Below are 23,755 nucleotides of genomic sequence, written 5' to 3' on the forward strand. Positions count from 1 at the left end.
CCCTTTAGGAAGAGCGCTCGGCGCGCAGCAGCTCGTCGAAGCGGTAGGTGCCGGTCACGGCGGTATCCTCGTCCAAGAGGTAGAGGCGCTTGACGGAGACGACGATGGCCTCGGCGATGTCATCGCGGCGGTCCGGGTTGGTAAGGATAGCCACGTCCTTGGGGCTGGTCAGGTAACCCAGCACGACCTGCACCACCGGCATCTGCGTCAGGCGCAACAACGCCCACGTGCGGCCGTGGTTGCGGCAGTTACCCAGCTCGGTACGGGCAACGATCTCACGCTGGATGAAGCCGGAGAGCGTCTCACCGATGAGGGAAGAGTTGCCGGATTCCGACCCAAAGTAGAAGGTGGCTACGCCGTTGGCCTTCTCCGTGGGGTATTCATCGCAGGCCAGTGAAATAACCAGGTTGGCGTCGAATGCATTGGCCATGTCTGCGCGGTCACGGATCGATGGGTCATCGTTGCGCGGGCGGGAGATGATGGTCTCCATGCCGGCGGCGATCATGCGCCCGGCAACACGCTCGGCCAAGTCCCAGAGGATCTCCTCTTCCGTGATGTTGCCGAAGCGTCCCCTGACCGTGCGGCCCTTGTTGAGGCCACCCAGGCTGGGGTCGATCACAACGCGCTTGCCGGCCAGCTTTGGCCCGGCATTGCGCACGCGCTCGCGTTCCTGGATATTGTGCGCCGAGCCGCCAGTGATACGCCGACCCAGCAGGTTGAGGGCGTTAATGGTGGCAGGGCCACAGATCCCGTCACTGCGCAGGCCAGAGTTGAGTTGGTATTCCGCCAGCGCCGCGTAGGTGCGGGCACCGAAATGGCCATCGATGCGTTCTTGGTAGAAGCCAAGCTCCTGCAGTTGTTCTTGGAGCTGTGCTACGTCATCGCCCACCTGCACGTTGCCCGGTTCATAGGCCAGAACGCGGGCGCCCAGCGTGTAGGAAGCCTGGCGCAGCTCGCGCAGAGTGAGGTCATCAATATCGCCGCTAGGCACGATGCCGCGGGATTGCTGGAAGGCCTTGAGGACCTCGGCCAAATTGTTATCAAAGTGCTTATCGGCTTCGGAGTACTTTTGCTTCTTCCAGTCGGACAAAGTCCCCTGGTAGTCAGTCATCAGGCCGAGGCGGGCAAGGGTTGCGCGTGCTTCGGCGACCCGAACGCTCTGGTCACCTACACGTAAAACGCGATTCACACCTACCCCTTTCGTGATCAAGGAGGCGCACCGCAGTGCGCCATCAACGAGTTAAAGAATACCAGTTAGAGCTGTTTCTTTATCTGCGCCACGATGTCGGCCTTGGAACGCAGGCCGACGAACTCGTCGACCTTCTCACCATTCTTGAAAATCAGCACGGATGGGATCGACATGATCTGGAACATGGCACCCAGGGTGCGCTCCTCGTCCACGTTGACCTTGACCACGGAGACGTCATCATCGAGTTCTTCGGCGACCTCTTCGAGAATCGGGGACAACTTCTTGCACGGCCCACACCATTCAGCCCAGAAGTCCACGACGACGGGCTTGCCTGCCTCCACGACGTCCGCGCGGAAGGAATCAGTAGTGACGTTCTTAATGTTGCTCATGTGACTATTAACGGTTATCGGCGAGGAAATGTTCCGCATCAATGGCCGCGCGGCAGCCGGAGCCAGCCGCGGTGATGGCCTGCTGGTAGTGGTCATCCACCAAGTCGCCGCAGGCGAAGACACCGGGCAGCGAGGTCTTAGTCGAAGGCTGCTCCACGACAACGTAGCCAGCCTCATTGGTGGCCACCTGGCCCTCGAGGAAGCCGGAGCGCGGGTCATGGCCAATCGCCACAAACATGGCGGTGACATCGAGTTCGCTGGTTTCGCCGGTTAGGGCGTTCTTGACCTCCAGGCCGCCAACCTTGCCGTCCTTATCCAGGACGCGCTCAACGGTGGTATTGGTCAGCCACTTGATCTGTGGGTTCTCCTTGGCGCGCTCCAGCATGATCTTGGAGGCGCGGAAGTTCTCGGAGCGGTGGATGATCGTTACGGTTTCGGCGAACTTGGTGAGGAAGGTGGCCTCCTCCATGGCGGAATCGCCGCCGCCGACGACGGCAATGTTGTGGCCCTTGAAGAAGAAGCCATCGCAGGTGGCGCAGGCGGACACGCCGCGCCCAGCGAGCTCGGATTCACCCGGAATGCCCAGGTAGCGCGGCGCTGCACCGGTGGCGAGGATGACGGTGCGGGCCTCAAAGACCTCGTCACCGACGTGCAGCTTCTTCACCTCGCCCTCGAGCTCGACGGAATCGACAACCTCCATGCGCAGGTCCGCACCGAAGCGGATGGCCTGGGCGCGCATTTCTTCCATGAGCTCGGGGCCCATGATGCCCTTCTGGAAGCCCGGGTAGTTCTCCACCTCGGTGGTGTTCATGAGTTCGCCGCCGTATTCAAAGCCCTCGAAGACGATGGGATTGAGCTCGGCACGTGCTGCGTAGAGTGCTGCGGTGTAGCCGGCGGGGCCGGAGCCGACGATGGCGACATCGTGGATGGTCACAAAAAACTCCCTTGAGACGACAATTCCGATCAAGAATCAGATTCTACTCGGCCTCAGTCTATCGCCGCACGCAGCACTTGCCGAGCCCGGGCTCGCCGCGATTTCACCGTGCCTGGCGCAACGCCCTGCACTTTGGCCACCGCATCGATGGGATAGCCTGCTACGTCGGTCAGGTACAGCGCTTCTCGCTGGTCCTGGCGCAACGTCTCCATCGCTTGGGCCACCGTGATGCGTTCCGCCAAGTTCTCACTGGGATTGTGCGCGAGTGCGTAGTTGCGGTCATCCTCAATGATCTCTGCATCCAGGGAGGCGTTCTCCCGGTTGGAGCGATGGTTGAGGAAGTCATAGCCGGAGTTCATCACCAGCCTGTGCAGCCATGTGCTCAGCGTGGCATCGTGCCGGTAGGAGGCCATGTTGCAGCTGGCCTTGAGCAGTGCCTCCTGCACGATGTCCTGCGCATCATCATCGTTGCGCGTATAGCGCCGCGCCATGGCCGTCAGGCGCGCACGGTGCTTCTCGACGATTGCCGAAAAGGCCTTAGTATCTCCGCCAATGAAGGCGTCGACGAGTTCACGATCGGTCGGCTGAGCTGACAAGAAGAATCCCCCCGGAAACTTGAGCAATGACACATGGGTCAACACAGTCCCTTGGCCGAAGCCGATGGTGTGTGATTGTCCCCCGTTAATGTGCTTGTGAGTTTACGGGAAGATTCTGCAGTCCGCTACGCGCCGCGTCTACTGCGCCGCACGCACGCGTTGCGCGCGACGCAGCGCATCCTGGCATTCCAGCAGCACGCGGCGCAGCGCCCGAGGGCGTTCGCTGCTCAGGAACTCGCTGGTGGCGGCGTCGGCCATCGCGAGATCCGGGTAAAGCCCGCGCACGAGGCGGTTAGCAATCTCGATGGGGTGCTCCTCCCAGAGCTTCGCCAGAGAGTCGAAATACTCCTGGGCAAAGGCCTCGGTGAGGTGGGCCGAGCACGGGGCGTTAAACGCCGCGAGCAGGGAATCCACCTCCGCGTTGGAGTACTTACCCGGCGTGCGTACGAGATCGAAGACTTCGCGCTTGAGCTCGGCAGATGGGAAAGCGTGGGAGGCGCCCAGGTAGGCGGCGGCACCGGTGAGCGTGTTATCGCGCTCCTTCTCCGCCTCCAGCTCATCGGAGTTCACGGCATCGCGGGCGGCCAAGGCGCGGAGGATGGCCCAGCGGATGTCCGGGTCGAGGGCGAGGCCGTCGAGGGAGCCGTCGTAAAGCGCGCGCAGACGTGGCGTGCCGGATTCTGCTGGGTTGGCCGCGAAGGCCTGGATGGCGGCGCGGGCGACGGTGAGCTGCGCATCGGAGCCTGCCGGCGCCTGCTGCAGAACCTCCCAGAGGCGCTCGGCATAATCGGCGCGAATCTCTTCGCGGTCATCCTCGCTCACGAAGTGGTCGATGGCATAGCGGGCATTGGCAAAGGCTGTGGTCAGAAGCGTCGGGTTGGACTCCGCCGGGGCGTGGTTGAGCACCGTGTCCAGGTAGGAACGCACTGGCCACTCGCCATCGCGGGTGAGATTCCACAGGGAAGTCCAGATGACCGCGCGGGAAAGCTCATCCGGAACTTCAGACAGGCGCGTGCGAATGGTCTCCAAGGAGGTCTCGTCGAAGCGGACCTTGGCGTAGGTGTGGTCGCCGTCGTTAAGCAGCAGCAACGCCGGCGCCTGCAGCCCCGATGCCTCATCGAGGATGGTGCGCTCGCCCTCCAGATCGACGTCGAGGGTGGCGTACTTGTTCAGGGAGTCATCGAAGAGTGCCACGTTGAGGCGGTGCGGGCGCGTGGTGTCCTCGGCTTCCACCGCGATGGCGAGCTCGTGGATCTTATCGCCGTCCGTGTGCAGCTCCGGGGTGAGCGTGTCCGGGCCCCACGTGCGCAGCCAGGCTGTGGACCAGGCGTCCAGGTCGCGGTCGGTGTGCTTCTTCAGCGCCGTGAGCAGGTCCTCGAAGGTGGCGGCAGCAAAGGCGTGCTCCTGGAAGTAGTCGCGCGCGCCGGCGTAGAAGTTCTCCCGGCCCACGTAGTGCACCAGCTGCTTGAGCACCGCTGCACCCTTGGCATAAGTAATGCCGTCGAAGTTCTGGCGCGCGGCATCGACGTCCGGGATCTCGGCCTTGATCGGGTGCGTGGTGGGCAGCTGATCCTGCAGGTACGCCCAGTTCTTTCGTTGCCCGGCGAAGTTCACCCACGCCTCGGTGTATTCGGTGGCGTGGACCGAGGAATCCGCGCCCATGAACTCCGCGAAGGACTCCTTGAGCCACAGGTCATCCCACCACTGCGGGGTGACCAGATCACCGAACCACATGTGCGACATCTCGTGCAGGATGGTGTTCGTGCGCCCGGCATGCTGCGCGCGGGTGGCGGCAGAACGGAAGAGGTAATGCTCCGTAAAGGTCACGAGGCCGGGGTTCTCCATGGCGCCCAGGTTGTATTCCGGAACGAAGATGGAATCATACTTGGCCCACGGGTACGGGTAGCCAAAACTGCTGTGGAAGAAGTCCATGCCTTGTGCTGTGACCTGCAGGATTTCATCATCCAGGTATTCGGCCATGGAGGCGCGGGCAAAGGCGCGCAGCTCCACTTCCAAGGAGCCATCGGGGGCGGTCCAGGTGCTGTGCTTCTCGACGTACGGCCCCGCCGCAAACGCCGTCAAATACGTCGACAGCAGAGGGGTCGGCGCGAAGTGTGCCACTTCCCCGCTATCCGTCTTCTCGCGGCTGATCTCCGGTTGATTGCTGAGCAGCTGCCAGCCTTCCGGGCCGGTGAGGTGCACCTCGTAGCTGGCCTTGAGATCCGGCTGGTCAAAGCAGGGGAAGATGCGGCGGGCATCGGATGGCTCGAGGTGCGAGTAGAGGTAGGTGGTGTCATCGGCCTGGTCGTGCATGCGGTGCAGGCCCTGGCCGGTGCGGGAGTAATAGGAGGAGCCGGTGATCTCCACGGTGAGTTCCTCCCCCACTGGAAGGTTGCTCAGGTAGACCCGTCCACCGTCGAAGGTGTTCTCCACCTCCTTGTCGTTGACGCGCACTGCGTGCACGGCCTTGCCCAAGTAATCCACGAAGGTCTCGGGCTTAGTGGTGGTGAACGTAATACGTGAGGTGACCTCGTAGGAGTCGGCGTCGGTTGGCGCGCTCGTGACGTCGAGGTGCAGATCGTAGGTGCTCAAACGCAGCGCGGTGCTGCGGGCGGTGGCTTCTGCATGGGTGAGGTTTGCGGTAGTCATGCGCTACATCTTAAACGTCGCTGCGGTGCGTATCACAGGTAAGCTGCCCGGAGTTGTTTATTACTCGGTTGTGGCGCCTTAGTCGTCAAAAAGTTGTTGCCCGTAGTGCCGAAATGGGCACTACGGGCAACAACTAAAAACTACTTCTCAAGGCGAGGTATCACGCCTGACGGCCTACTGCTTGATGGCAGAAACCTCGAGCTCGATCTTGATCTCCTCGGAGACGAGCACGCCGCCGGTCTTCAGCGGAGCGTTGAAGTCGATGCCGAAGTCGGTGCGGTTAATGGAGGTCTTAGCCTCGAAGCCAAGGCGGGTGTTGCCGAAGGGATCCTCGGCCACGCCGGTCTCTTCTACCTTGAAATCAACGGACTTGGTGGTGCCCTTGATGGTGAGGTCACCGGTGACGGTGCCCTCACCCTCGTCGTTAACGTCGAACTTGGTCGCGGTGAAGGTCATCTCCGGGAACTTCTCTACGTCGAAGAAGTCCTCATTCTTTACGTGTGCATCGCGATCAGCGTTCTTGGTATCGATGGACGCCGTCTTCACCGTGGCGGTGGCGGCGGAGTCAGTAATGTTCTCCCCTACGGTCAGGGTGCCTTCGAACTCGTTGAAGTTGCCGCGCACCTTGGTGATCATGGCGTGGCGGGCAACAAAGCCGATAGTGGTGTGTGCCGGGTCCAGTGCGTACGTTCCTGCGGTGATAGTCATGGGTTCCTCGTTTCTTCTAGGTTTCTCTAGATTGTTGACGTGACAACAAGAATTATACGCTCCTTCACTTATCTGTCAAGGGAAGAAATTGCAAGAACACTAAAGCCCCAGACCTGCTACCCGAAACCTGCAGGTGGGCGTCGTCAAGCGCGTGGCGCGTCTGAGTCAGCGAGCAGGGAGTTTCGGGATCGAGGTCTGGGGAAATGCGTGAGGTGGTGGGTTAGTTGGTTGGGATGCCCACCAGGGTGGCCTCCTTCAGTGTGACGGAGCCGGACTTGGGCATGTCGGTGAAGACGATGAGGGCGCCGTCGAAGGCCACGGGCTTCTCCTTGAGCTCGATGTCTTGGCGCGCGTTGGTTAGCGTGCCGTGTGCGAGCTCGGTGAGCTTGCCGGAGTCAGGATCCGTGGGGTCAAAATCTTTGGTATTAACGCCATAGACTTCGTACTTGGCGCCGGTGGACTTGCTCTGCTGAAGCGGTAGCGCGCGGAGTTGCGTGGGCTTGTCAATGCTGAGCAGGAGTCCAGTGTCTGCCTTCTTCGTGGACCATGAACCAGATACTTCCTTGCCCTCCGGAACGGAGGTGGTCTTGACGTCCTTCAGGAGCACCGGCGGCACGTTGGGGAATGAGGTTTCAGTCGTCGATTCGCTCTTCGTCACCACTGGGGAAGTCTTTTCATTTCCCACATGAGACAGGATCCACACGCTGAGCGCGGCCATTGCCACGACGAAGAGGGTGGCCAGCGCGCCTAGGACGATGATGCCGGAGCCAGAGTAACCGCGGCCGCCGAAGCCCGGTGCGGGGCTCGGGTCCTCCTTGCGCGGGGTCTCCTCGACTGGAATCTGGAGGGTCTCCTCGCCCTCGTCGCCATCGCCGGCGAAGGCCGCCAAGCGGTTGGCGATGTCCTCGAGATCGGAGTCCTGGCCCTCCTCGGCGTCGGCAGCAATCTCCTGTAGCACCTCCGGTGTCGGACTGGTGGACTCCACGAGGAGCGAGATGGCGGAGGCCAGCGCCGAGCGGTCAGTCTCCTCATCGTTGCTGTGCAGCACCGCGGGGAAGGCCAGGGTGGCAATGCCCTCAGTGGAAATGCGGATGCGGTTGCGGTTCTCAATTCCCAGCACGAGGCCCGCCGCGTGGGCAGCAGCCGTGGTGCGCACCAGCGGGACTAAGGCGTGGGCGACGGCGCGCGGATCGAGGTCCTCATCCTCCGAGACCGTCTTCAGGGAGGTGCCCTCCACCCAGTCCGCCACGACGAGGCAGCCCTGGCGGTAGGACAGGATGTCGATGTTCTCCGCCATGGCATCCAGTTCCATCTCAGCCAGGCGGCGCGTGGCGCGGGAGACTTCGGCGGAGCGGCGGGCGGCTACCGCCGGGGTGGCCGGTGCCATCGGGGCCTCGCCCGTGGTGTCCACGAATGTCAGCGATACCAGGCGGCCGGTGGCCTGCTCGCGGGCCTTCCAGAAGCGGGTACCCGCGGCAGAGCCGTAGTCCTTGAGAAGGCGGAAGCGGCCATCGGAGACCGGGGCGCCCGGCACCAAGCGCGGCCCGCGGACAATACCGGCGGACATCGGCGGCGGTACCGGCGAGGAGTTGAAGGCATCCACGCTGAAGATCGGCTGGATCTCCAGCTGCTCTGGGGCCTCGACCTCGATGGCCTCGGCATGCTCGATCTTGATGATGCGGGACATGCCGGGGATGCGCTGCAGCTGGCGGCCAAGGTTGATGACTTCCGGCAAGCCCGAGCGCGAAAGCACGATGCCGGTAACAGCCACGAAGATGAGGCCCGCCACGGCAAGCTTCAGCAGGTACACGAACGGCGGCACCTGCTCCGGGAGCACGAGGTTGATGACGTAATTGATGACGAAGGCCACCACGAGGCCCACGAGGGAGGCCAGCACTGACCAGATAGTCGTCGCGATAACCGCGCGACCGCCCAGGCTGCCCAGCTTTCGCTTGAGCAGGAAGCCGCCGATCACCGCGCCGGCCACGAAGCCGAAGCCATTGGCAGTGCCCAGAAGGACGACCACGCGGTCGGGGGAATCCGCCACGTGTGGGGCAAGCAGGGAGAGCACCGACTTGGTCAGCGTGATGCCGGCGATAATAAACGTCGGCGTCCACGCTTCCTCACGGGCGTAGAACACGCGCAGGTGCAGCAGCACGAGGGCGTATGGGATGAGGGTAAAGGCAGAGAAGCTCAGCGTGAGGCCGAGTACCTCGGCCGCCTTGGCGTTGAAGGCGCCGTACTGGAAAAGGCCGCGGGCGATCGGGATGCCGAATCCCGTCATGAAGATGACGATCGGAATCAGGGCGATAAACGTCAGCTTCGTGCCCAGCGTGAGATCCCGGACCACGGCCTTGACGTCACCGTCCGCGGCGTTGCGGGACAGGCGCGGCATAATTGCGGTGAGCAGCGTGACGCCAATGACGCCATAGGGTACCTGCAGGAGAAGCCATGCCTGCTGGTAGATAAACGGCGCTTCTTTGTCCGCATGGGCCGCCACGCGGGAGGTGATGACGTAACCCAGCTGGGAAACCGCTACGTAGGCCACGATGGCCATGGCCATCCCGCCGAATTGCTTGAGGCGGTCATCCAGGCCCCACAGCGGCTTGAGGTTAATGCCCGCCTTCTTGAGATAAGGGAAAAGGATGAGGCATTGCACCACCACACCGGCCGTGGTACCTAGGGCTAGGAGCAGCACGTGCCGGTCTGTGATCGGCGAAGGCGCATCGGGATGCAAGCTGCCCGGGAGCAGCTGGTAGGCCACGAGCACCGTGATCGAGATGATGTTATTGACCACCGGTGCCCACGCGCCTGGCCCAAAGATGCTCTTGGTGTTGAGCACCGCTTGGAAGAGCGCGAAAAGCCCGTAGAAGAAGATCTGCGGCAGCAGCAAGTAGGCAAAGGAGGTGGCCTGCACGGCATTGACCTCGCCGTCCTCCGGCAACATCATGCGCGTTAACTGCGGGGCAAAGATGCAGGAAAGCACCGTGATCGTGGCCAGCAGGGAGAAGGCCAGCGTGAAGAGGCGCCGGACAAAGTCCTCGCCACGGTCAGCGTCTTCCTTTTCCGCGCGCACCAGCACGGGCACCACGAGCGAGGTCAGCACCGCGCCCAGCACGATCTCCGTGATGAGGTTGGGCAGCTGGTTCGCCGTGGTGAAGGCGGAGGAAATAGCCGGGCCGAGCGACGAGCCGATGAGCACGTTGCGGATGAATCCCGTGATGCGGGAAATCATCGTCGCAATGGCCATGGAGCCGGTTGCGCGAACGACGGCGCCGTCGGAGTTCTTTTCGCCGGAGGGCTCACTCGAGGCAGCGGCTGCCTTGCCCTTCAGTCCCGAGCGGTCCTCGAGTTCGTCGTCGACAGCAACGACGCCACTCGGCGCGCGCTTTTCCGGTACCGGCGCCGGCGGCGAAGGCGTGACAATGCGTCGGCGGGCACCAGACTTAGGTTCATGTGTCATTGAGAAAACTATCCGTGAGACTTCTTTTTCTTCCGCTTACCCAGACGGAACAGGGCAGCTAGGATGAGGGCGAGCGCGGCGATTGCGCCGACTCCATAGACGCTAACGATACCGGCACGCGTCTGCACCGTGATATCGATTGGATCCGATATGAGGTGCTCAGATGGTGTTGCAAGCCATAGGCGCAACGACATCTGGTCAACGTTGCTGGGCAGGTCAGCGGTCATGGACACGGTAATAGATCCCTTGGCTGGGATGTGAATCAAGTCCTGCGTGTTCAACGTGGCGCCGTCGGGGGCGTCGTAGGCTAGGTGGGCGTCGACAGGCAGCGGCAGGCCGTTCTCCGCCACGATGAGCAGCGGTGATGACTCCGAAACGCGGGTAAAGACGTTGCCCGGCGGGATGAGCGCCACGGAGGCGCGAAGCTCGCGGAGCATATCCGCGTTTTTCTCCAGCCGGGCGCGGCTCTGCTCCACCGAGGATGGAAAACCGTGGAGGCTGGAGCGGTCGGTAGCGCTGAGCGCCGTGAGGAGATCGCGGCGCAGGGGTGCCGTGAAGTTATAGCGCGTCATGGCGATACCGGGATCGTTGACCATGATGGACATCAGCTCATCGGTATAGCGCGCCTGCTGTGTTACCTGTGTGATCTCGGCGTCGTGGAAGGCTGCGGGATCTGGGTAGGGACTTCCGGGGTTGCCGCTGCCGGGCTCGATGGGCAGGGCGGCAACGGGACGGGGCTCGAGGCGCCCGGAATTGAGCAGGCGCTGCGCTGCTTCCATCACCGCGCGCGCGGCGGCAGGGTCCTGGAAGTTCGGCAGCTTGGCCACGGTCTCCTCTTGCGCGGACGCCACGCTTATCGATGCCCCCGCCGTCAGCGCCCTCGCCTGCTCCGAATCCATCGAAAAGTCGTAGCGCAGCTCCGGGTTGGAGTACCCAGTGGTCTGCGGCTTAGAACCGGTCTGGGCCAAGAGGGCTCCGAGGGAGGCATCAAAGGTGGCGGCCTCGCCGGCCCACTCGGAATTATCCGCCAGCAACAGAGGGACGGGCATCGCGTGCTCGCTTGTCCCTGAGGCAGGCGCGGTCAGTGGCGTGCTGAGCGGGGCGCCGAGGACGCGTTCGATGGTGTCAGCGCCCTGCTCGACGGCCTCGTGGGTGAGCCACTCGTTTCCTACCTGGGCCACGGCATCGGTGTCTGCGTTAGCCCACGGCATGAGCATGCGGCAGTCCACCTTTTTCAATTTCTCCAGCCACGCGGCGGCGTCTTGGGCGCCCGCGCCCGGCTTGCCGCGATTGGAATCGGTGCTGCTAAACCAGGAATCGCGAAGGCGCGTGGGGTGTTTGGCAGTGGAGGGGCGGGTCTCGTTGACGGTGTAGCCGGCGGACATGCGGTCGGCGGCGTCGACGAGCGCGGGGTCCAGGGCCACGCAGCCTGAACCGTGCAGATCATGCTGCAGGTAGGCGTCGAGCAGCTGATCGAGGCGCCCGCCCGGTGAGAGCTGTTCAGCGAGCTGCTCGCTTTCTAAGATGAGCTCTTCGCCGCCGGTATCCCCCGGCACGACGTCGACCTGGGCGGTGAGGGGATAGATCAGTGAGAACTCGTGTTTGCCGTCGTCTTCTGCGTCGGGCGTCGGATCCTGATTTCCGCCCCTGAAATCCAGGATTGTCCGCTCTTCTGCAAAACTCGCGGCCTGGCCGTCGCGGGTGCCGGTGAGCGTAAATAGGAGCGGGTAGGCGCCGGGATCGGTGATGGCCAGCGTGGAGTCATCTCCCAACGCGGTGGGAACCTGAACGGTTACGTCGCGACTCTCCCCCGGCTCCAGTGCTCCTGCGCCGAGCGAAGCCCCATAATAAGGAAAGGACCCAGCTGCTAGCTGCTGGCGAGCCTGCGACGTTGACTCCACGGCGTCGCTGCGCCGGGAGGTTATTTGCAAATCATCAACGGCGCTCTCGGTTGGGTTGTGGATGCGCAGCTGGACTTTAAGCGTCTCACCTACTCGCGCCTCCGTCGCGCTGAGCAAGCTGAGTTCGAGCTCATCGGGGCCGCGGGAGCCGAGCCAATAGTGGGAGTCGTTGCTCTCGGCGTCGGGAGTTTGTGCCTGGGCCACGGGGACGGCGCAGCCCACCGCCAGCGCCGTGATGGCAACCGCTGCGCGCCAACTCACCGCGGAGTCGCCTTTCCTGCGGCAGCTTCCTTTCGCGCGAGATCAGGGAGGAGGTCGTGGGCGATGCGGGCCAGCTTGCGCTCGTCCGCATAGGCAAGGTGCTCGATGAGCTCGGAGACCGGGATCCAGGAGACCTCGGTGACCTCCGGATCCTCGTCATTCATGATGCCGTCCACGAAACGCAGCAGGTGGTGGTGCACGGTCTTGTGAATGCGCACGCCATCGGAGACGAACCAATAATCAATCATGCCCAGGTCCGCGAAGACCTTGCCGTGGATTCCGGTCTCCTCCCATACTTCGCGCTCGGCGGTGAGTTCCTTGGCCTCGCCGTTTTCCACATGGCCCTTGGGCATGGACCACAGCAGGCGCCCGCGGCGGTCCAACCTGCCGATGAGTGCCACATAGATCTGGGACAGGTCGACGTTGCCGTCTTCGTCGACGGCCTCCGCCAATCCGGACACGACGAGTCCGCCTGCGGACGTCTCATCCCGCGTGGTCATGCGGTTGGTGGACGTGCGCTGGGGGCGTCCCGTGCGGTGGTTCCGGTGGCCCGCGCCCCGCCGGCGGCGGCGCTTGGACCCTGGCGTGTTCTTAGTCATCCCTGCTAATCGTAGTAGACTTCGATCCGTGAATTTTCAGGACACTCAGCTAATCGGCGTTCTTGCTCGCGCGGACGCCACCGTCGCCCAGCTCAGTGGCCTCCTCAGTGGCCTGGTGGAACGCTTCGCGCTTCACGACGCCCCCCTCTACCTCGTCGGCGGCTCCGTCCGCGATGCCCTGCTCGGCCGCCTGGGCAATGACCTCGACTTCACCACCCCGGCCCGGCCCGACGTGGTGTATTCGATTCTGGAGGAGTGGGCGGAAACCGTGTGGGATACCGGCATCGACTTCGGTACTGTCTCGGCGGCTTATAAGGGCCAGCAGATTGAGATCACCACCTTCCGCTCTGATAGCTACGACGGCGATTCCCGCAACCCCGAGGTGGTCTACGGTGACACGCTCGAGGGCGATCTCGTGCGCCGCGATTTCAAGGTCAACGCCATGGCCATCGAGCTGCGCCCGGACGGTACCCGCGAATTCCACGATCCAATGGGCGGACTCGATGACCTGGCGAATCGCATCCTCGATACCCCGGATGCGCCGGAGATTTCCTTCCACGATGATCCTCTTCGCATGCTCCGCGCTGCGCGATTCGCGGCGCAGTTGGAGTTTGACGTCGCCCAGCGCGTGCGCGATGCCATGACAGACATGGCCGCTGAAATCCAGCGCATCACCGTGGAGCGCGTGCAGGTGGAGCTCAACAAGCTCATCTGCGGCACCGCGCCCTGGAAGGGTATTGACCTGCTCGTTGACTCAGGTATTGCGGACTATGTGTTTCCGGAGATCCCGGCATTGCGCATGGCCCCCGACGAGCACGCGCAGCACAAGGACGTGTACGCGCACTCGCTCACCGTGTTGCGCCAGGCCATGGAGCAGGAAGAGGACGGCCCCGACCTGATCCTGCGGTGGGCTGCCCTGCTTCATGACATTGGCAAGCCGGATACCCGCGACACTACCGACGGCAAGGTCAGCTTCCACCACCACGAGGTTGTTGGTGCGAAGCTCACCCGCAAGCGCCTGCGCAAGCTGAAGTTCCCCAAGGCCACGACCGAAGATATCGGCCAGCTGGTCTACCTGCACATGCGTTTCCACGGTTTCGGCGATGGTCAGTGGACCGATTCCGCCGTGCGCCGCTATGTCACCGATGCCGGCGATCTTCTCCCGCGCCTGCACAAACTTGTGCGCGCCGATTGCACCACCCGCAATGAGCGCAAGGCCCGCCGCCTCCAGCGCACGTATGACCAGCTGGAGGAACGCATCGCGGATATCGCGGCCAAGGAAGACCTCGCTCGCGTACGCCCTGATCTCGACGGCAACGAGATCATGGAGATCCTCGGCCTTGAACCCGGCCCGGAGGTCGGCCAGGCCTGGTCTTACCTCAAGGAGCTGCGCCTCGAAGAAGGCCCCTTGGAGCGCGAAGTTGCTATTGCGAAGCTGCGCGAGTGGTGGAATTCTAGATAGGGATGTACGCAGACAGACTTTTCAACGCCCTTGAGCGCAATGATCCCGCCCCTGGCCAGCTCCTCGTGGCGGCTCCCGACGTCCTCGCGCCCCAGTACAATCGCTCCGTCATCCTCATCACCGAGCAACATGCCGGGCGCACGTATGGAGTGGATCTGACCAAGCGTTCCGAGGTCGCGGTCTTCAACGTCATGCCGGAGTGGCTGCCTGTGGTGGCTAAGCCGCAGGCCCTCTACATCGGTGGTCCGCACGACCAGCAGGCTGCCATTGGCGTGGCGCTGACCAAGCAGGGCGTCGACATCGAGAAACAGCCTTCGTTGAGCCGTCTCGCCCCACGTGTGGCACTCGTCGATCTGCGCGTGGGTCCCGATGTCGTCACCGAACTGGTGGAAGGTATGCGCTTTTTCGCCGGTCATTTCGAGTGGGGACCGGGCGAACTCGATGAGGAAATCGATCGCGGTGAGTGGTACGTGGCCCCTGCGCTGCCCCAGGACGTGGTCTCCTCCGGATCGACAGATACGTGGTCAGACGTCATGCGCCGCCAAGCTATGCCCCTGCCGTTGTTTGCCACCTTCCCGCGCTATATCGATGAAGATAATTAGAGTTCCTCTCTACCCTCTGCGCTAACATCTCTGCCATGCGTGCGGAGATCATCAAGGCAATACGGACCTGCATGCCCATCGCCGTGGGGGTGGTGCCGCTGGGCCTCGCCTTCGGCGTGCTCATGGTCCAGACCGGTTTCGACTGGTGGTGGACCCCCATCTTTTCCATCGTTATTTACGCTGGTTCGATGGAATTCCTCGCCATTTCCATGGTGACCGGCGGCGTGACGCCCGCCGTTGCCGCGGTGACGGGTTTCATGGTGAACTTCCGCCACATCTTCTACGGGTTAACCTTTCCGCGCGATGAGATTCGGAATCGTTTCGGCCGCGCCTATTCCACGTACGCGCTGACCGACGAATCCTATGCCGTCCTTTCTGCCTTCCCCCGAAACTCGCAGCCGAGCGGCGTCTTCGTCTTCACCGTGCAGCTTTTCTGCCAGGTGCTGTGGGTTGTCTCGGGCATCATTGGTGCGCTGGCAGGCCAGGCTATTCCGCCCTCGGTGAAGGGTCTGGATTTCGCCCTCGTCGCCTTGTTCATTGTCCTGGCGATTGATTCCTTCCAGAACAACAAGGATTATTCGCTTCCGCTGTCCGCGGCGGTCCTGGGTGTCCTCGCGGGCTGTCTGTTTCCAGGGCAGCTACTCATGGTGGCGCTGAGCGCCTATTTCCTGCTCTTGGTGGTGCGCTACCTCTCTCCTCGTGTCGACAGCGCGATGATTCTACGCAGGGAGTCCTAATGCCAGCTGGAGTAACCCTGCTCAGCATCCTCGCCGTGCTTATCCCCGTCGGGGTGGTGACGGTTGTTTTGCGCTGGCTTCCTTTCGCCTTTGTGAAGGCCCTAAAGGATAGCCAATTCATTAGCATGCTGGGCTTCACTATGCCCGTGGGCGTGATGACGGTCCTGGTGGTCTACACCTTGTTTAGTCAGACCCAAGACACGGGAAGCTTTGTGGCTCCCCTTGTAGGCGCCGCGGCTACTGCTCTGCTGCACCTGTGGCGCCGCAACTCCGGGTTGTCCATCTTCGGAGGCACCGCCGTGTACATGCTGTTGGTGAACGTGGTGCTTTAAAAGTCCCCGTACAGGGCGATGGCCTCTGTCCACAGGGAGTGGAACTGGAAGGCGTCGATAAGCTCGGCATTGATGTCGGGGAATGCGTCGTAGGTGTCGGGGTGTGGAACCACGCGCTGTGGGACCTCGGCATTGCCCACTGAGGTCTCCGGTGTTGCAGCGCCGACGATAGAGTCATTCGGGGCGAGGGCGATCATGCGCAGCATGGAGCAGGCCTCAGCGTTGATTTCCTCAAGCTCCGCGATGTGTGTGGCGGTTCCGACCTCCGGGATGGTCATGGTGGTGCGAACATAAAGCTTTTTCATGTGCTCTCACTCTACCCGGGCGTAGCGAGCCGCCATAGACGCGCAGATCATTAATTGGACCTGGTGGTAAATCATGAGGGGAAGGATGAGCAGCCCCAACGAGGTGCCGCCGGAGGCAAAAATCACCGAGGCCATGGGCAATCCGGTGGCCAGGGATTTCTTTGACCCGCAGAACTGAATAGCAATGGTGTCTTCCCTGTCGAACCCCAGCTTCTGGCTGACCACCTTGGTGAACCAGAGCATGAAGAAGACGAATGCTGTTGAGAAGACAATCTGGAATAGGATTTGCCACACGCTAATCGACGCCCAGATCCCGTCCACCATTCCCTTAGAAAAGGCCGCATAGACGACCATCGCGATGGAGCCTCGGTCCACCACTTTCGTGGCTTTGCTTGCCGCGAGTTTTCCCACCCATTTTCTGGTGAGCTGGCCGAGCACGAAAGGTAGGAGCAGAAGAACAGAAATCTCAAAGAAAACGGAGCTATCGATGTGAATCCCATCGCCGGCCCCTATGAGTGCCATGACGAGCAATGGCGTAAGCAGAACTCCAGCGAGGTTTGACGCAGACGCAGAGACGATTGCCCCGGGAACATTTCCGCGGGCGATCGAGGTAAAGGCTACGGACGATTGCACTGTGGACGGTACAAGCGTGAGGTAGAGAATTCCCAAGTAAAGATCGTTTGGGATGAACGCGGTGAGCGGGCGCAGCGCGAGGCCGATGACCGGGTAGACCACAAAGGTAAACGCCAGAATAGTGAGGTGGAGCTTCCAGTGTTTGATCCCGTTGATGGCTTCGCGCGTTGAGAGTCGGGCGCCGTAGAGAAAGAAGAGAAGAGCGATCGCTATATTCGTGAGGACATCGAAGCTGTCTGCAAAGCTTCCCCGCGCGGGAAAAACAATAGCGATTGCGACGGCGCACAGGATGAGGACGATGAGGGGGTCGAGTCTTTTTAGGCGCTCAATCATAGAAGAGAGTCTAGACGCCCCTCACGGTTTCACGTGAAACATCTTTTCAAACCCCCTGAGCCTCCGGGGGTATCCATTAGGCGGAGACGTTTTTGACTGTTCCCCCGTTGTTTTCCACTCCGTACTCAGTGAGCGGTTTAGGGCTGGGGCCGCCGGTGACTTCGCCGCTGCTGAGGTCAAAGCTTGAGTAGTGGCTCGTGCATGTGGCGGTCAAGCCTTCAATCTTCGTGATGAGGGATCCCTGGTGCGGGCAGGTCTGCGAATATGCCTTGAACTCTCCCTCGGTGGGTTGAGCGAAGATCACCTTGTCCACAATGATGGCGGAGCCAACGGGGATTTCCGTCGCTGCGACTTCCGCGGAAGGTTCCTTACCGCAGGCGGCGAGGTAGGCCCCAGCAAAGGTGGTCGCAGTACCGAGCAGGAAAAGGCGGCGTGAACACGTAGTCATGTGGATTACTCTATCTGATTCGTTGGCTGTGTAGGGAGAGGACAATGTGCTGTTAGCTAAGTTTGCCGTCCCACACGGGAAGCTCCTCTTCCCTGCTGCCGCTGAAATCGTAGGCACCGTATGATGTGCCGACATCGCTATAGATCGTCCCAGCTTCGTTGTGTGCTCCGCGACGTTCTCCGGCGAGTGCATACGTGGCCCCCGCGCCGAGGATGCTGAGGCTGAGCGCTGTTGCAGCGACGAGCCGTAGCGCTTTAGTTTTGGTGCTCGTGGTCATGAACACGATCGTGCGCCGTCCGACTCCTGTTGTCACGTCACACTGCCGTGTTCCCACGTAATTTATGTTTAGCTCTCAGCGCTCGCACAGGACAAAGAAAGGTGGCCACACCAATCATCGGGTCTACCCGGTGTTGAGCTAGCCACCTAAAATATAGTTTGTGATGAAATAATATGGGGACTTCTGTCTGCCCAGATTACGTCACTGTGCTTAAAAAGTCGCTCTAGTCTCGGCCCGTCTTGTCGGCGTGTTGTGCTGCGGCACGGATCGCGGAGACGTCGACAGCCGGCGCCTCTCCCCCGCAGCCGCCGTCGCCACAGTTGCAGGAATCGCCGCAACCATCGTCGTCTTTATGGGCTTGGTCCCACAGGTAGGCCGCGCGGGCACCCATGTTGGAGCCGATGGAGAGCGCGAGGATAGCTACGACGGCTGTGAGTGCGGGGATTAGCCACATCCAACCTTCGGCGCGAAGCGCGATAACGCCACCGAAAACGAGAGCGATGCCTCCCAGGAACCAGAACGGGCCCGCAATAGCGTGGGCGTTGTCCCATGCCTCCCGGGTTTTGCGGATCTCCGCGAGACGCAATCCAACAACACTGTTGCCGGGGAGTTTACGGAGTGTGGCAAGGCCGCCGACGATGATGAGGACCGCGGCAAGGATGAGGAAGATGATTCCGACTACGAGCATGCGTCTAAGTCTATCCCGCCTCCTAGCTAGCGAGAAAGCTGGTTCAATTTATTCGTTTCGTGCTGTAATATACATTTCGTGTCGCTTGGTAGATAAATAAGCGTTTATCGCCGGGCGAGAAACTCGTAGTGGTATCAACCATAGAAAAGACTCAATCATGACATTCAAGAGTGTTCTCAATTCTCTGCTGTTCAAGATTATCGTAGCGATAGTCTTGGGCATCATAGTTAGCCAATTCGCCCCCGAGTGGTTCGGCAGGGCCTTCGCAACATACAACGGACTGTTCTCGAATTTTCTTGGCTTCTTCATCCCCATTCTGATTCTTGCTCTCGTGGCACCGGCAATCGCGGGCCTCGGGCGCGGTGCCGGCAAGTGGCTGGGTATTACTGCCGGAATTGCGTATGGTTCCACTATCGTGGCGGGCCTCGTTGCCTACGGTTTGACCCAGGTCCTGTACCCCACGTTGCTGGGTGGGCAGACGCTCAACACTGATGTGGCTGACATCGATGCCGGAGCGCTCGAGCCCTACTTCACCGTTGAGATGCCGGCTCCATTCGAAGTTATGACGGCGCTGCTGTTGTCCTTCTGCGTTGGCGTGGCGATGACCACTGTGAAATCCGACAACCTTTACGCGATTACTAAAGAATTTGAGAACGTCGTCATCAAGGTGATCTGGGGCTTTGTGATTCCCCTCCTGCCGTTCTATATCTTCGGCATGTTCCTCTCCTTGGGTATGAATGGCAATATCGGGACGGTCCTCGTTGCCTTCGCCAAGGTTCTCTTGCTTGCGGTCCTCATGACGCTGGTTTACCTGGTGCTTCAATACATCATTGCCGGCGCAATCGCGGGTAAGAATCCATTCCGCGCATTGAAGAACATGGCACCGGCCTACTTCACCGCGTTGGGTACTTCCTCTTCGGCGGCGACGATTCCGGTGACATTGGACGCCACGTTGAAGAACGGTATTACCAAGCCCGTTGCTGGCTTTGTCATCCCCCTCTGTGCGACCATTCACCTGTCAGGTTCGATGATCAAGCTGACGTTGTACGCCTTCGCGATTGTGTACATGGCTGATGGTATGGAAGCAGATTTGGGTAAGGCCTTGGGCTTCATCCTGCTTCTTGGAATCATGATGATCGCGGCCCCCGGTGTTCCGGGCGGTGCCGTGATGGTTGCCGTTGGTCTGTTGCAATCCAATATGGGCTTTGATGATTCGATGGTGGCACTGATGATTGCCGCTTACATCGCTATCGATTCCGTGGGTACGGCCGCGAACGTTACTGGCGACGGCGCCATCGCCATGATTGTCGACCGTTTCGCTCGCAATAAGATTGTTGGGTTGGAGGCCGAGGCCGACGCCTCTGCTGCCGACGAGGAGCTGAGCAAAGCTTAGGTTTCAAGCTTAGGTTTCACGTGAAACCCTGAGAGCTTCCCCCTCCCCTAGCTTGCGTTCCATTTCTGGTCTATACGTCTAGACCAATCAATTGGAAGGTTGGCTGCGGGAGGGGGATTTTTGTATGCCTTGTTGCCGACGTCGCGGGCCGCTCGGTTGCGCTAGGGGTTACCGAAAACTTCGACGAAAGCCGAAATAACTCTTGTGGAACGAGCTTAGAATATGTATTCTAAAGGTGGGAGTGGGGGAAGCAATTATCCGGCTAATTTAGGGATGCAGCTCCCCATGGGAATCACAATAAATTCTTCAACCTCGCTACCTACTGCGTATTTTTCTCACTCAAACCCGCATGATCCAGAATGTATGGCGGGTCAACTCATGCGAAGAATAGAGTATGAGTTTTGGTCACGTGTCCAGCCACCGCTCAACGCAGATTCAGACACTGCATTTATGACCCTGGGCCAAAAGACGGGAAAGTCTCCGGCACATGTGGCGCGGAATGTCATGGGGCTTATTCGTCTCAGTGAATTGCCGAAGGTGAAGGCGATGCAAGACTCTGAATACCTACTCGATATGCAAGCCTTGGTTGCTATTGATCAAGTACTGGCAAAGCTGGGCAACCCTATTCCTTCAGTTATCTCAGAGATCGATAGTCAATTGGCGGCGTGGCTAACACCGACTAAACCCAACCAGGTCTTTCCCAGCGCAGAAAAGATTCGGCGCAAGGTGCGCGACATCGCTAAGGTCTTGGATGATTCGATCGCGTTCCGGGATAAGCGGAAGAACCGGTATTCACTCCTCACCCGGGGAGAACGTGCCTCGATCGAGTTAGAGGTCGATAGTAACGTCGGCGTCGTAATCCACGAGACAATCAAGCTGGCCGCAAAAGAACATGACGTCTCAATGGCGGATGCCTTAGTTCTCCTCATTACGGGCAAGATTCAGCCGGAGGCTGGAAAAGTTGTTGTGCATGAATTCAAAGCCACTGACGTGGAGGGAGCGCCGGTCTATGTTCAGGGACACGGCTGGACCGGTGAAGGAGTGCCGGCGTCGAGAACTGTGACGAGAGACTTTAGTGCAGCACCAGAACCGTGCGAAGGCTACCAGCCCTCAGATGTCACGCGAAAGTATGTCGAGGGGCGCGACGGGACCTGCCGGGCGCCTGGCTGTAATCGACCGGCGTGGACATGTCAATTGGACCACAGGATTAACTACGCCGACGGTGGCCCTACGCACCCATCTAACCTGGTTGCCCTTTGTCAGCACCACCACAACATGAAAACTGACGGACGGGCTTTCTATATCCTGGACCCAGTTACTGGTGATGTTGTCTGGTTGTTCGAGGACGGCACCTGGGCGGTGACTGAAGCAACCGGTCCTCTGGCCCCGGCATCTAAGGTGTGGGCACGAACCGTCGCGGAAGACTTCATTGCTCACCGGCGGAAGATGCACGAAGAGGCCAAAGCCTTGAAGGTTGAGCTTGATGGCGGAGAGTTGGTCGAAGTCTTCGACAGGACGGACCCGGCGGATCGCTACTCGAACGCATCCGATGATATCCCCTTCTGAGGGCCAAGAGACTATCGCTGTTGGGGATTAGGGAATTAAGGAGGCTTTGGAAGGCACAGAAGGCGGCATTATTATTGATTGCTGGCTACAACGACGGTAGCCGATGGGCTTGTGCATATGGAACACGCGCTGTTTCACGTGAAACGACCCCTTCCATCGTGACGCGTGGTGGCGCACGACGTGATGGAAGAGGCCGAGGTGGGTCAGGATTGTTCGGGAAAGCGCTTAGCCAACGGCACGCTTGGTAGCAGCCTTCATCTTGGATACGAAGTCGGTGACTGCAGAGGCGAGTCCGTCGGTGGGCTTGTTGTTCTCGTCGAGGTGAGCGTCGACAATCTTCGTTAAAGCAGATCCGGTGATGGCCCCAGCTGCGCCAGCGGAGATGGCATCGGCGACATGCTGAGGGGTTGAGATCCCAAAGCCAAGGAGAATCGGTGCCCCACCAAAGCGTTTCACGTTGTTCACTACATCAACGAGCCCGCGGGTTTCCGATTCCTTCTCGGTGCCGGTGACGCCGTCGCGAGAGATTGCGTAAATGTAGCCCCTCGAGTATTGAGCCACGCCCTGGAGGGTCTGCTCCGAGGCTTGTGCCGGGGCGATGAAGATCGGGTCAATGCCGGCCTTGTCGGCGGCGGCGACGAAAGGTGCGCCTTCGCGGACGGGGACGTCGGGAAGCAAGATGCTATCAGCACCCGCTTCTTGAAACTCGGAGTAGAAGGTCTCCAACCCACGAGTGAAGGGAACATTGCCATAGATGAGCATGCCAATCGGAAGGTCTGGGAATTCGGCTCGAATCTGGCGGATTTGGGCGATGGCGGAATCAACCGTTGCCCCTCCTTCGAGCGCGCGGATGTGTGAGGCCTGAATGGTGGGACCGTCGGCAACAGGGTCCGAAAAGGGGACGCCGAGTTCGAGCGCATCGGCCCCGCCGGCGACGGCCGCGCGAACGATGTCGAGGGCAGTGTCTGGGTCGGGATCGCTCAACATGATGAAGGGAACGAAGGCCCCTTCATTGCGGGCGGCAAGGTTGGAGAAGAGTTTCTCGTATCGGCTCATTACTTGTCCTCCGTGATCTTGAATTCGGGGTGCGCGTCGAGGGTGCGGCGGACGTGGTCGATGTCTTTGTCGCCGCGCCCGGAAAGGGAAACGAGAATGGTGATGTCCTCATCTTTGCGCTTAAGCGCATAGGCCAGGGCGTGTGAGGATTCAAGGGCGGGAATGATGCCTTCGCGGCGGCTGAGGATCTGGAACGCTTCAAGTGCCTCCGCGTCGGTGATGCCGACATAGGTGGCGCGGCCCGTCTGCGCCAGGTGAGCATGCTGTGGACCGACGCCGGGGTAATCGAGGCCAGCGGAGATGGAATAGGACTCCTCTACTTGACCGTCGGCATTTCGCATGAGGTAGGAGCGGGCGCCGTGGAGGATGCCAATGGTTCCGTTGTTGATCGTGGCACCGTGGTGTCCGGAATCGAGGCCCTCTCCCCCAGGCTCGGCACCGACGAGTTCGACCGACTCCTCGTCGATGAAATCCGCGAACATGCCGATGGCATTGGAGCCGCCGCCGACGCAGGCGACGACCACGTCGGGAAGCCCGCCCGTGCGCTCAAGCATTTGGGCCTTGGCTTCCTCGGAAATCACCCTGTGGAACTCGCGGACAATCGTGGGGAAAGGATGGGGGCCGGCAGCGGTGCCGAGCAGGTAGTGGGATTCGTGGAACGTTGCGGTCCAATCGCGCAGCGCCTCATTAACGGCATCTTTGAGGGTGCCAGATCCGGAGTCCACGGGAATGACCTTCGCGCCCATGAGCTCCATGCGGTAGACATTGGGCTGTTGCCTCTCGACGTCTTTAGCGCCCATGTAGATGACGCACTCAAGATCGAGCAGCGCGCAGGCGAGCGCAGTCGCGGTCCCGTGCTGGCCCGCGCCGGTCTCAGCGATAATGCGGGTCTTTCCCATGCGCTTGGCCAAGAGCGCTTGGCCAATCACCTGGTTGGTCTTGTGGGCGCCGCCGTGGACGAGGTCCTCCCTCTTGAGGAAAATACGTGCCTTTCCACCGAGCTTGGTCGCCTCGGTGAGAGGGGTGGGACGGCCAAGGTAGTCACGAAGATAGCCGGACAGTTCTTTGCGGAAGGCGGGATCGTTTTGCGCTTCGACGAAGGCCTTCTCGAGTTGGTCGAGTGCGGGAATGAGAGACTCGGGAACAAATTGTCCGCCGAACTCGCCGAAATACGCGGGAAGGAGGGTTTCCCTGGCGTCCTGTGGGTTAGTCATGGTGTTCCTTTTGGGTAGGT

General features: G+C 60.8%; 22 protein-coding genes. 6 read left to right on the forward strand and 16 right to left on the reverse strand.

The window, feature by feature from the left end:
- Positions 1-4: 4 nt before the first annotated feature.
- The 9 genes from HMPREF2760_RS01375 to HMPREF2760_RS01415 form a co-directional block, all read right to left on the reverse strand.
- Positions 5-1,189: an N-acetylmuramoyl-L-alanine amidase gene (locus HMPREF2760_RS01375; protein ID WP_070521917.1), complete on the reverse strand. Its 1,185-nt coding sequence runs from the start codon at positions 1,187-1,189 to the stop codon at positions 5-7.
- A gap of 65 nt (positions 1,190-1,254) precedes the next feature.
- Positions 1,255-1,578, reverse strand: coding sequence for a thioredoxin (gene trxA / locus HMPREF2760_RS01380; protein WP_070521914.1), 324 nt, complete (start codon positions 1,576-1,578; stop codon positions 1,255-1,257).
- Between the two features lie 7 nt (positions 1,579-1,585).
- Positions 1,586-2,512, reverse strand: a complete 927-nt coding sequence (gene trxB / locus HMPREF2760_RS01385) for a thioredoxin-disulfide reductase (protein WP_070521911.1) — start codon at positions 2,510-2,512, stop codon at positions 1,586-1,588.
- A gap of 53 nt (positions 2,513-2,565) precedes the next feature.
- Positions 2,566-3,108, reverse strand: a complete 543-nt coding sequence (locus tag HMPREF2760_RS01390; RefSeq protein WP_070521975.1) for an RNA polymerase sigma factor — start codon at positions 3,106-3,108, stop codon at positions 2,566-2,568.
- Between the two features lie 138 nt (positions 3,109-3,246).
- A complete protein-coding gene (pepN, locus tag HMPREF2760_RS01395; protein WP_070596424.1) occupies positions 3,247-5,757 on the reverse strand; it encodes an aminopeptidase N in 2,511 nt (836 codons plus the stop codon).
- Between the two features lie 174 nt (positions 5,758-5,931).
- Positions 5,932-6,465 carry a YceI family protein gene (locus tag HMPREF2760_RS01400; protein WP_070521904.1) on the reverse strand — a complete coding sequence of 178 codons (534 nt, stop codon included), beginning with the start codon at positions 6,463-6,465 and terminating at the stop codon, positions 5,932-5,934.
- A gap of 220 nt (positions 6,466-6,685) precedes the next feature.
- Positions 6,686-9,928, reverse strand: coding sequence for a murein biosynthesis integral membrane protein MurJ (gene murJ / locus HMPREF2760_RS01405; RefSeq protein WP_070533611.1), 3,243 nt, complete (start codon positions 9,926-9,928; stop codon positions 6,686-6,688).
- A gap of 8 nt (positions 9,929-9,936) precedes the next feature.
- Complete coding sequence (locus HMPREF2760_RS01410; RefSeq protein ID WP_070596426.1) at positions 9,937-12,090, reverse strand: hypothetical protein; 2,154 nt, start codon at positions 12,088-12,090, stop codon at positions 9,937-9,939.
- Positions 12,087-12,689 (reverse strand): NUDIX hydrolase, encoded by a 603-nt coding sequence (locus HMPREF2760_RS01415; RefSeq protein ID WP_010188049.1) that lies wholly within the window; start codon positions 12,687-12,689, stop codon positions 12,087-12,089. The genes HMPREF2760_RS01410 and HMPREF2760_RS01415 overlap by 4 nt, the downstream gene beginning before the upstream one ends.
- 28 nt (positions 12,690-12,717) lie before the next feature.
- On the opposite strand from HMPREF2760_RS01415, the gene HMPREF2760_RS01420 reads away from it, so the two are divergent.
- Genes HMPREF2760_RS01420 through HMPREF2760_RS01435 form a run of 4 tightly spaced genes read left to right on the forward strand, consistent with a single transcriptional unit; the run spans position 12,718 to position 15,822 of the window.
- Positions 12,718-14,151, forward strand: coding sequence for a CCA tRNA nucleotidyltransferase (locus tag HMPREF2760_RS01420; protein WP_070596428.1), 1,434 nt, complete (start codon positions 12,718-12,720; stop codon positions 14,149-14,151).
- A 2-nt stretch (positions 14,152-14,153) separates the two neighbouring features.
- Positions 14,154-14,753: a YqgE/AlgH family protein gene (locus tag HMPREF2760_RS01425; protein ID WP_070596429.1), complete on the forward strand. Its 600-nt coding sequence runs from the start codon at positions 14,154-14,156 to the stop codon at positions 14,751-14,753.
- Positions 14,754-14,788: 35 nt separating this feature from the next.
- Positions 14,789-15,490, forward strand: coding sequence for an AzlC family ABC transporter permease (locus HMPREF2760_RS01430; RefSeq protein WP_070596431.1), 702 nt, complete (start codon positions 14,789-14,791; stop codon positions 15,488-15,490).
- A complete protein-coding gene (locus tag HMPREF2760_RS01435; protein WP_070596433.1) occupies positions 15,490-15,822 on the forward strand; it encodes a branched-chain amino acid transporter permease in 333 nt (110 codons plus the stop codon). Before HMPREF2760_RS01430 ends, HMPREF2760_RS01435 begins: the two co-directional genes overlap by 1 nt.
- Here the strand turns inward: HMPREF2760_RS01435 and HMPREF2760_RS01440 are convergent.
- The 5 genes from HMPREF2760_RS01440 to HMPREF2760_RS01460 form a co-directional block, all read right to left on the reverse strand.
- On the reverse strand, positions 15,819-16,127 hold the full coding sequence (locus HMPREF2760_RS01440) for a hypothetical protein (RefSeq protein ID WP_070521880.1): 309 nt from the start codon (positions 16,125-16,127) through the stop codon (positions 15,819-15,821). The two genes, HMPREF2760_RS01435 and HMPREF2760_RS01440, sit on opposite strands and share 4 nt — an antisense overlap.
- A gap of 6 nt (positions 16,128-16,133) precedes the next feature.
- Positions 16,134-17,093, reverse strand: a complete 960-nt coding sequence (locus tag HMPREF2760_RS01445) for a bile acid:sodium symporter family protein (RefSeq protein WP_070596436.1) — start codon at positions 17,091-17,093, stop codon at positions 16,134-16,136.
- A gap of 76 nt (positions 17,094-17,169) precedes the next feature.
- Entirely contained in the window at positions 17,170-17,541 is a 372-nt protein-coding gene (locus HMPREF2760_RS01450; protein ID WP_070521874.1) for a Rieske (2Fe-2S) protein, read from the reverse strand.
- A 52-nt stretch (positions 17,542-17,593) separates the two neighbouring features.
- Entirely contained in the window at positions 17,594-17,818 is a 225-nt protein-coding gene (locus HMPREF2760_RS01455) for a hypothetical protein (protein ID WP_070596438.1), read from the reverse strand.
- Positions 17,819-18,041: 223 nt separating this feature from the next.
- Positions 18,042-18,506, reverse strand: a complete 465-nt coding sequence (locus HMPREF2760_RS01460) for an SdpI family protein (RefSeq protein ID WP_070596440.1) — start codon at positions 18,504-18,506, stop codon at positions 18,042-18,044.
- Between the two features lie 157 nt (positions 18,507-18,663).
- On the opposite strand from HMPREF2760_RS01460, the gene HMPREF2760_RS01465 reads away from it, so the two are divergent.
- Positions 18,664-19,899: a dicarboxylate/amino acid:cation symporter gene (locus HMPREF2760_RS01465; RefSeq protein ID WP_070596442.1), complete on the forward strand. Its 1,236-nt coding sequence runs from the start codon at positions 18,664-18,666 to the stop codon at positions 19,897-19,899.
- 450 nt (positions 19,900-20,349) lie between these two features.
- On the forward strand, positions 20,350-21,465 hold the full coding sequence (locus tag HMPREF2760_RS01470; protein ID WP_246823602.1) for an HNH endonuclease signature motif containing protein: 1,116 nt from the start codon (positions 20,350-20,352) through the stop codon (positions 21,463-21,465).
- A gap of 225 nt (positions 21,466-21,690) precedes the next feature.
- Here the strand turns inward: HMPREF2760_RS01470 and trpA are convergent, their stop codons facing one another.
- Positions 21,691-22,521, reverse strand: coding sequence for a tryptophan synthase subunit alpha (gene trpA, locus HMPREF2760_RS01475; protein ID WP_070563645.1), 831 nt, complete (start codon positions 22,519-22,521; stop codon positions 21,691-21,693).
- Positions 22,521-23,735 (reverse strand): tryptophan synthase subunit beta, encoded by a 1,215-nt coding sequence (gene trpB / locus HMPREF2760_RS01480; protein ID WP_070565648.1) that lies wholly within the window; start codon positions 23,733-23,735, stop codon positions 22,521-22,523. Before trpB ends, trpA begins: the two co-directional genes overlap by 1 nt.
- Positions 23,736-23,755 lie beyond the last annotated feature (20 nt).

It is taken from the genome of Corynebacterium sp. HMSC065D07 (genome assembly GCF_001810695.1).
GTDB lineage: Bacteria > Actinomycetota > Actinomycetes > Mycobacteriales > Mycobacteriaceae > Corynebacterium > Corynebacterium hesseae.